Source organism: Pedobacter sp. (assembly GCF_035566355.1).
GTDB lineage: Bacteria > Bacteroidota > Bacteroidia > Sphingobacteriales > Sphingobacteriaceae > Pedobacter.
Genome location: NZ_DATMRL010000625.1, coordinates 1 through 8988, shown reverse-complemented (window position 1 = coordinate 8988; position 8988 = coordinate 1). Strand labels below are relative to the sequence as shown.

The following is an 8988-nucleotide window of genomic DNA, read 5'->3' as shown; positions in this document are numbered from 1 at the left end:
GAAGGAAAGGATAACAGCAGGCCCGGCATTGTCTGCCGCTGCAATACCGGTAAGGGAAAAAAGCCCCGCACCAATAATAGCCCCAACACCCAGGGCCACCAGATTAAAGCTGGACAGGGAACGCTTTAACGTGCCCTCTCCACTCTCATTCGCTTCGGCCAATAGTTGTGGAATAGATTTTTTAAATAGCATATTTTAGTTTGTAGTTAGTTTAGGTTTTTATGAATGTAGGTTGAATGTAAAATTATATCCGTTCCAAACCTAGTTAAAAAACTCTAAAAAGAAAAGGGATTTTCATCTGAAAATCCCTTTTAATGGTAACAATGATAATGGTTTAAACGACCGCTAAGGTTTTATATGAATTGTTTTTACCATCTCCGTTTTCTTGATCAGTTTGGCCTGGGCATTACTTCCTGTACCTACTGCGATATGCGGAGCAATGATCAGGGATACAATAGACATCAACTTGATCAGGATATTCATGGAAGGGCCGGAGGTATCCTTAAAAGGATCTCCAACAGTATCACCGGTTACAGAAGCTTTATGTGCATCTGATCCTTTATATTGCATAGTGCCATTGATCATTGCCCCTTTTTCAAAAGATTTCTTCGCATTGTCCCAGGCACCTCCGGCATTAGATTGAAAGATACCCATGAGTACACCGGATACTGTAACTCCAGCCAGCAATCCACCTAAAACTTCTGGCCCAAAAATGAAACCAACAATTAAAGGAACAACGATGGCAATAGCACCCGGCAGCATCATCTCCCGTATAGAAGCATTGGTGGAAATGGCTACACATTTTTCGTATTCCGGCTTGGCTTTGTATTCCATAATGCCTGGAATTTCCTTAAACTGCCTTCTTACTTCCTGTACCATGGCCATGGCTGCGCGGCCAACCGCAGAAATACAAAGTGAAGAAAATATAAAGGGGATCATGCCCCCTACAAACAGGCCAGCAAGTACATTGGCTTTATAAATATCAATAGAAGTGATTCCCGAAATCCCGGCAAAGGCTGCGAATAAGGCCAGGGAAGTTAAAGCTGCAGAAGCGATAGCAAAGCCTTTTCCTGTTGCAGCAGTTGTATTTCCTACCGCATCCAGATTGTCTGTACGCTCGCGTACCTCTTTAGGCAGGCCACTCATTTCCGCAATACCACCTGCATTATCTGCTATCGGTCCAAAAGCATCAATCGCCAGCTGCATAGCCGTTGTCGCCATCATTCCTGCTGCGGCAATCGCTACACCGTAGAATCCTGCAAAATAATAAGAACCGTAAATTCCAGAGGCCAATACAAGAATAGGCAATACTGTAGACTCCATACCCACAGACAAACCTCCGATGATATTCGTGGCGTGACCGGTAGAAGACTGATTAATGATGGATTGCACAGGACGTTTTCCCATAGCGGTATAGTATTCTGTGATCAAACTCATCAGTGTTCCAACCACCAGGCCTACCAGGATAGAATAATATACTGCGGACGAAGTAAACTCAAAACCCCGGATGGACATATGTTCAGGCAGCATCCAATGCACGGCAAAATAGGCTGCAACAGCTGTTAAAAGAATAGACAGCCAGTTTCCAATGTTTAAAGCATTTTGAACGCTATCGGTTTCTTTGCTGATTTTTACAAACCAGGAAGAAACTATAGAAAAGATCAATCCCAGACCGGCAATCAACATGGGCAACAGAATGGGGGCCATACCTCCAAACTGATCTTCTGATTTGATTTCCTGTCCCAAAACCATAGTGGCCAGGATAGTGGCCACATAAGAGCCAAAAAGATCGGCGCCCATACCGGCAACATCCCCCACATTATCGCCCACGTTATCTGCAATAGTTGCCGGGTTCCTCACATCATCTTCCGGAATTCCGGCTTCTACTTTACCCACCAGATCGGCACCAACGTCGGCGGCCTTGGTATAGATTCCGCCGCCTACCCGGGCAAAAAGAGCTATACTCTCTGCACCTAAAGAAAAACCGGCAAGTACTTCAATGGTTTTTTTCATATCTACGCCAGAAGCCAGGCTCCCTGCAGGTACAAAACTGGTATACAAAACAATAAATAGGCCCCCAAGACCAAAAATAGCTAAGCCTGCAACACCGAAGCCCATTACGGTCCCACCGGTAAAAGATACTTTCAGGGCCTTGGCCAGGCTGGTTCGTGCCGCCTGGGTCGTCCTCACATTCGCCTTTGTTGCAATACGCATACCCAGATAACCTGCAAAAGCCGAAAATACTGCACCAATTAAAAAGGCAACCGCAATGACCGGGCTGGAATGAATAGGGGCCTCAGGACTGCCGGTCATTGTTCCAGACCAGGCCAGCAGGGCACCGGCAATAATTACAAAATAGGTCAGTACTTTCCATTCCGCCTTTAAAAAGGCCATGGCACCGTCGGCAATGTGGCCGGCAAGTTCGGTCATCGTCGCATCTCCTGCGTCCTGTTTGCTTACCCAGGCACTTTGGATGGCCATAACCAGGATTCCTACCAGTCCGAAAACTGGTATCATGTAAATAAGATTGTTTTGTAGAAACTCCATAAATTATTTGTATTTGGTTAGATTGATGATATGCGTTTGGTAATCAGCCCGCTTGGCTCTAGCTAATATATACAAAAATAAAAGTGTTTCCCACATTCGCAAATTTTTAATCCGCTGTTTAATCCAGGTGTTTTATTATTCAATTTTTTAAATATCTTAGTGCAGACCAACAGGAAAACCAAACCAACCAAAACCAAACCAATGGAAAAAGACACACAGGGGCATTCTTTTAAAAGAGAACTAGGACTGCTCGATGGAACCATGCTCGTTGTAGGCTCCATGATCGGATCAGGAATTTTTATTGTGAGTGCCGATATTGCCAGGCAAGTCGGTTCGGCCGGGTGGTTGATCCTGATCTGGGTAGCTACAGCTTTGATCACAATGACCGCTGCGGTAAGCTATGGAGAGCTGAGTGCCATGTTTCCCAAAGCAGGAGGGCAGTATGTTTACCTCAAAGAAGCCTATAATAAGCTCATTGCTTTTTTATATGGCTGGAGTCTTTTCGGAGTGATTCAAACCGGAACTATTGCTGCGGTAGGTGTGGCCTTTTCTAAATTTACTGCCTATTTATATGAGCCTTTTAGTGAAAATAACATCCTATGGCAAATTCAGACCGGGGTAAGCGACAAAGGTATCCCGGAACATTTTTCGATCAGTGCCGCCCAGCTCGTTTCCATCATCACAATCGTATTATTAACTTATTTGAACAGCCGCGGCGTAAAAAACAGTAAAATCCTGCAAACCATACTTACAATTGTTAAAATTCTTTCTCTGTTCGGATTGATTGTTTTTGGTTTTACAATCGGTGCTAAAGCAGAAGTCTGGAATGCCAACTGGACCAATGCCTGGTCAACCCGTTCTTTTAGCCTGGACACACTGCAATGGACCAATATTAGCGGAACTTTATTGCTTTCCGGCATTTCAGCCGCCATGGTGGGCTCTCTTTTCTCTAGTGATGCCTGGGCCGGTGTAACCTTTATCGCAGGCGAAATTAAACGGCCGGAGCGGAATGTTGGATTAAGTCTGTTCCTTGGAACCCTTATTGTCAGCATCATTTATATCCTGGCCAATGTAATGTATGTAGCGGTATTGCCGCTGGATGAAATTACGACAGCGAAATCAGATCGTGTTGCGGTAGTGGCTGCACAACATATTTTTGGACAAGCAGGAACCATCATTATCGCAGTGATGATCATGATCTCCACCTTCGCCTGTAACAATGGGCTCATTATGGCCGGGGCAAGGGTCTACTATACAATGGCCAAGGACGGGCTATTCTTTAAAAATGCAGCCAAGCTGAATGGCAGTGATGTGCCAGGCTGGGCACTTTGGGTACAGGGTATCTGGGCATCAGCTTTATGTTTAACGGGGAAATATGGAGATCTGCTGGATTTTGTTGTGATCATTGTACTGATCTTCTATATCCTGACCATCTACGGTATCTTTATTTTACGTAAAAAAATGCCCGATGCGGAACGGCCTTATAAAGCCTTCGGTTACCCGGTTTTACCTTTTCTGTATATCATCGTTGCTTCTGCACTTTGTATTGCCTTGCTTATTTATAAGACCAATACCTGTGGCTGGGGCGTACTGATTATGCTGCTGGGCATTCCGGTGTATTATATGACCAGAGCCAAGGAAGAGGCTTAGTTTTTATTTAAGCTGGTAGGCCATCACGCTTTTTTTCCAGAAAGTTGGGATGTACAAAATCCGCTTTACAGGATCATAACCCAGGTCGGCTGTATTTTTCTTTTCTCCATGCGTGTCCAGTAAAAGCTCGTGCCGGCCGTCGGCATATACATAATATACGTAACCTCCCCAGGCTGTAAATAAGAAATCGCCGTTTCCGATAGGTTCAAGTCCGTCTCCACCATAAGGCAGTTCTGCAATTTTGGTTAGATGTTTATGTGCATCTGCTTTTAAAATGTTTTTACCACCAACAATGTAGAGGTCATCGCCAATCGCTTTTAGGCCGTTTACACCAGCAATGCTGTCCAGGTATAATTCAGGTATATCATTTCGGATCGCATAGATTCTTTTGGTGCGGGAATCAGATACATATACTATGCCTTTGCTGTTCACTGTAATGTCGTTTAGAAATTTAGTGTTCTCGATCGGGATCTTACGGAGTACTTTTCCTTTAGCTATATCGATCACCACCACATCGGTCAAATCTGCTGCATAGAGGGTATTTCCATAACGCGCCAATCCCTTGGGTGCATTTAGGCCCTGTATCCAGTTGTGATCTAGTATTTTTCCATTCAGGCCTATCTTTGCTACCCCACCAATACCGTCTTTATCGTTCGGATTGTTTCCCATAATAGAAGTGTACAGAATTTTAGCCTTGGTATCCGGCAAAACAGATTCAGGAAGATTGACAACACTATCTGTTTCCCAGAGTTTAACAAGGCGGTGCTGGGCTTTCAGAGGTAAAGAAAGACAGAACAAGGCTGCCAGGCTGAGATATAATTTCATTTTCTTTAGTAAAGGTCTTTGTTTAAAGGTAGCTGAATTTCAGGGAAAGAAGAAAAAATCCTGCTTTAAACTACTCAGCGGATTTGGCTAAATGTTATATTCTCTATACCTGAATTATAAATCGCATGCCAGGATAAACAATTTCGACTTTAAAGGGTTTCATTCACAGGAGATTAATAAAATGACATGATAAAAAAAGTGGCATTGATCGTAGCGCATCCAGATGATGAAACCCTGTGGGCCGGAGGCCTGATATTAAGTCATCCGGAGTGGGATTGGTTTGTGGCCTGTTTGTCCAGAAAATACGATGAGGACAGGGCACCTAAATTCTATAAAGTAATGGATGCTCTGGGTGTTTCAGGAATAATGGGTGATATGGAAGATGGCCCGGAACAATTTCCCCTTGCGGAGGAAGATGTAGAACAGCGCATTCTGGAGCTATTGCCTGAGCGGTTTTTCGATCTGATCATTACCCACGATTTAAATGGGGAATACACCAGACACCTCCGGCATGAGGAAACCAGCCGGGCAGTTTTGCAGCTCTGGACACAAGAAAGAATCTCTTCCAAAGCGTTGTGGACTTTTGCTTATGAAGACGGGCACCGTACCTATGCACCGCAGGCCATCAAAGCAGCAGAATTGTATCACCAACTTCCGGAAGAAATCTGGCAGCGTAAATACGACATTATGACCCGGATATATGGTTTTAACCCTTACAGCTGGGAAGCACAGGCTACACCAAAAGCCGAAGCTTTCTGGGAATTCACCGCACATACAGCTGCATTAAGCCGGCTCAATCCTACTGAAAGAAAATGAAAATACTTTTGTTATATGATTATCCGGCCTCGCCCAGTGGTCTTGCTACCCAGGGAGAGCTTTTATACCGCGGACTGAAAGAGTTAAATATTGAAGTACATGCCGTGCACTTTGAATCTGAACTGGAAAAAGAATGGTATTACCATTGGTTTAAACCAGATGTTGTGGTCGGTATAGGTTATTGGGGGCATACGCCAAAAATTATACTCCATCCGCAAAAGCACGGTATGCTGGCTGTGCCCTGGCTCGTTGCAGATGGGTATATTGCGAACTATCAGGAGGTTCTTAATGCCCTGCCGCTGATCCTAGTTACCTCTAACTGGGTAAAAGAAATGTATGTCAGGGATGGCATTCGTGCTGAAAATATTCTGGTGCTGCCAGTAGGTTGCGATACCGAAGCCTTTAAACCCCGGTTAAAAACAGATCCAAAAGTACTGGCGGCAAAGGCAGCGCTTGGTATTTCCCCCGATGAACTGTTGATCCTGACCATTGGCGGGGATGCTGCTTCAAAAGGAGGACGTGAGGTTATGCAGGCACTGGCAGAAATTCAGACACCCGTTCCCAGTTGGAAATATCTTTGCAAAGTGTGGCCCCAGCCACGTACCGAACTACAGAATAGTTATGACCTCCAGCTTGCCGATGAGCTTGGAATAGGCACCAAAGTGAAATACGTAACTAATATAATGTCCCGTCAGTTCGCCCCCTACTTGCTGGCGGCCTGCGATATTTACGCGGCCCCGTCCCGCCTGGAAGGTTTTGGCATGCTCCAGGTAGAGGCAGGCGCCTGCGGAAAACCCGTCATTGGCATTCACGCTATGGGGATGCTGGATACACTGGTACACGGAGAGACAGCTTTTCTGGCTGAAGTAGGCGAAAGAATTGTGCTCCATGAAACCACTCTGGGGCCAGAGTCCGGGTTTGAAGAAAACCGGAAGGTCATTTTTGATGTACCCAGAACAGTAGACTACCGGGCAAATGTTTCAGATATACGCGACGGACTGATAAAACTCCTGCTGAATGAAAACCTCAGGCAATCGATGGGAGAGGCGGGACGTAAAAGAGTGGTACAACATTTCGATTACAGAGTGGTAGCTTCTAAATTTATCGCGCTCATCAATGAAAGATTAGGTATTTATTAACTCAGATCATTATGGAAAAAGATTTTTTAGAAGAAGTGAAAGCGGCAAAGCAAGCTGCAACTGAGGTTTTGATCAATAATGCAAAAGGCCCCTTTATGGGCCTGCCGCGTACAGCCGCCTGGGGCTATCCGGAACCCTATACACGGGATTTGATGATCTCCATTCTGGGGATAGGTGTCTCTGGAAATGCTTTGCTTCTGGAAAGCATGCGGAAAACCCTCCTGGTGCTGGCTTCCAATCAATCTTTGAGAGGACATATCCCTTCCCTGGTTCATGATGCAGAAGATCGTGGTGCAAGTGATACCACTCCGCTATTCCTGATGGCCACAGCCATTTTCAGAAAACTAACAGGAGAAAAGAATTTTTTAGAAGAGGCGGTGCAAAAATCCCTGACCTGGATGGAATATCAATGCCCCTCAGATCAATATCTCGTTGCCCAGCAACCCACCAGCGACTGGAGGGATGAACAATGGGTACTTGGTTATGGCCTGTTTGTAAATACACTTACCTACAGCTATCTAAAAATGCTTGGGCAAGAAGAACGCGCCGCAAACCTGTGCCGGGATATGAAACACTTTACCATAGAAGGCCCCGTACACCACCACCACGTGCACGAAGGTTTCATGGTGAAAAGCAAACCCTATTATGCCCTATGGTCATATAAGGTCTATAGCAGTGCGAGATTTGATCTGCTGGGCAACAGCATCGCCATTTTATCCGGCCTGGCGCCGCTAAGCCGGGCAAAAGAAATGATCTCCTGGATAGAAGGTGCCTGCGGCGAAATGAAAGACAGCGGCGATCTGTCAGCAGATGTAACGCCAAATTTCTTTCCCTTCATCCTTCCCAAAGATCCCGACTGGATTCCCCGGTACGCAGACTTTAATCTGCCTGGAAATTATCATAATGGTGGCATCTGGCCCTTTATTTCAGGGTTTTATATCGCTGCACTGGTAGCCGCAGGTAAATTTGAACTGGCACGTAAAAAACTCTATGCCTTAACCATGCTCATCAAGCAACCAGTCAATAAAAGCCTTAAATATGGATTTAATGAATGGTATAAAGCCCAGGACGGCTTACCTAAAGGGCAAGACTGGCAAACCTGGTCCGCAGCACTTTATCTTTATGCAGCGACTTGTGTGGAGGAAAAGCGCACACCTTTCTTTAATGAGATCAGAAGTTATTAAGATGCTATCATAATTATAATAGAATGCTATGATTTATACTATTATAATAGTAGCTTGATGCGGTGTAACTTTGTGTCCATAAATCAGAAAGAAAATAAAATGGACATAAAAAAAATCTTTGTAATCAATGGCGGACAGAAGTTTGGTCATTCTGGTGGACGCTTTAACAAGACTTTATTAGATACTACGGTAGAATTTTTTAGCAGTCGGCCTGAATTTGAAGTCCGGTCAACTGATGTCAATGAAGAATATGATCCTGCACAGGAAGTTGAAAACTATGTCTGGGCAGACGTTGTTATTTATCATACACCGATATGGTGGTTCCAGGTACCTCACGCTTTGAAAAAGTACATTGATGTTGTTTTCACAGCAGGGCATCAAAAAGGCATCTACAATAGTGACGGAAGAAATTCGATGAATCCAGCTGTTAACTATGGTACTGGAGGTACCTTACATGGACGGAAATATATGGTTACCTCTTCCTGGAATGCACCAGCCACAGCCTTTACTTTACCCGGAGAGTTTTTCAATGAAAGGTCGGTAGACGACAGCATCCTGTTTGGTTTTCACCGTATGAATGCCTTTACAGGTATGAAAGCCCTGGAAGGCATTCATTTTCACGATGTGGAAAAGAATCCGGATATTGTGAATGATCTGAAAAGATATAAAGCACACTTAGAAGAATTTTTTGTCAATCAACCTATAGGACATCATGAGCGTATTCTTAACAGCAATTATTAAAAGTAAAACCGGGCAATCTGCAGCGATGAAAGAACTGCTGCTGGAATTGGTTGCCGGTTCGAAAAGTGAGACGGCCTGTTTGCAAT

7 protein-coding genes and 1 pseudogene are annotated in these 8988 nt (G+C 44.6%); 5 read left to right on the top strand and 3 right to left on the bottom strand.

All coding sequences use genetic code 11. From position 1 onward, the window contains the following. A pseudogene (locus VNZ46_RS24535) lies at positions 1-192 on the bottom strand (amino acid transporter); the annotation flags it as partial. 153 nt (positions 193-345) lie between these two features. Beyond that, positions 346-2547 carry a sodium-translocating pyrophosphatase gene (locus tag VNZ46_RS24530; protein ID WP_325563547.1) on the bottom strand — a complete coding sequence of 734 codons (2202 nt, stop codon included), beginning with the start codon at positions 2545-2547 and terminating at the stop codon, positions 346-348. A 201-nt stretch (positions 2548-2748) separates the two neighbouring features. Between VNZ46_RS24530 and VNZ46_RS24525 the strand changes: the two genes are divergently transcribed. Beyond that, entirely contained in the window at positions 2749-4197 is a 1449-nt protein-coding gene (locus tag VNZ46_RS24525; RefSeq protein WP_325563545.1) for an APC family permease, read from the top strand. A 3-nt stretch (positions 4198-4200) separates the two neighbouring features. Here the strand turns inward: VNZ46_RS24525 and VNZ46_RS24520 are convergent, their stop codons facing one another. Further along, positions 4201-5022 (bottom strand): ATP-binding protein, encoded by an 822-nt coding sequence (locus tag VNZ46_RS24520; protein ID WP_325563543.1) that lies wholly within the window; start codon positions 5020-5022, stop codon positions 4201-4203. Between the two features lie 186 nt (positions 5023-5208). Between VNZ46_RS24520 and VNZ46_RS24515 the strand changes: the two genes are divergently transcribed. From VNZ46_RS24515 to VNZ46_RS24500, 4 genes are all read left to right on the top strand, one after another. After that, on the top strand, positions 5209-5838 hold the full coding sequence (locus VNZ46_RS24515) for a PIG-L deacetylase family protein (RefSeq protein WP_325563541.1): 630 nt from the start codon (positions 5209-5211) through the stop codon (positions 5836-5838). Next, positions 5835-6977 carry a glycosyltransferase family 4 protein gene (locus tag VNZ46_RS24510; RefSeq protein WP_325563539.1) on the top strand — a complete coding sequence of 381 codons (1143 nt, stop codon included), beginning with the start codon at positions 5835-5837 and terminating at the stop codon, positions 6975-6977. The genes VNZ46_RS24515 and VNZ46_RS24510 overlap by 4 nt, the downstream gene beginning before the upstream one ends. 11 nt (positions 6978-6988) lie before the next feature. Then, complete coding sequence (locus tag VNZ46_RS24505) at positions 6989-8161, top strand: glycoside hydrolase 100 family protein (protein WP_325563537.1); 1173 nt, start codon at positions 6989-6991, stop codon at positions 8159-8161. 99 nt (positions 8162-8260) lie between these two features. Next, positions 8261-8902: an NAD(P)H-dependent oxidoreductase gene (locus tag VNZ46_RS24500; protein WP_325563535.1), complete on the top strand. Its 642-nt coding sequence runs from the start codon at positions 8261-8263 to the stop codon at positions 8900-8902. Positions 8903-8988 lie beyond the last annotated feature (86 nt).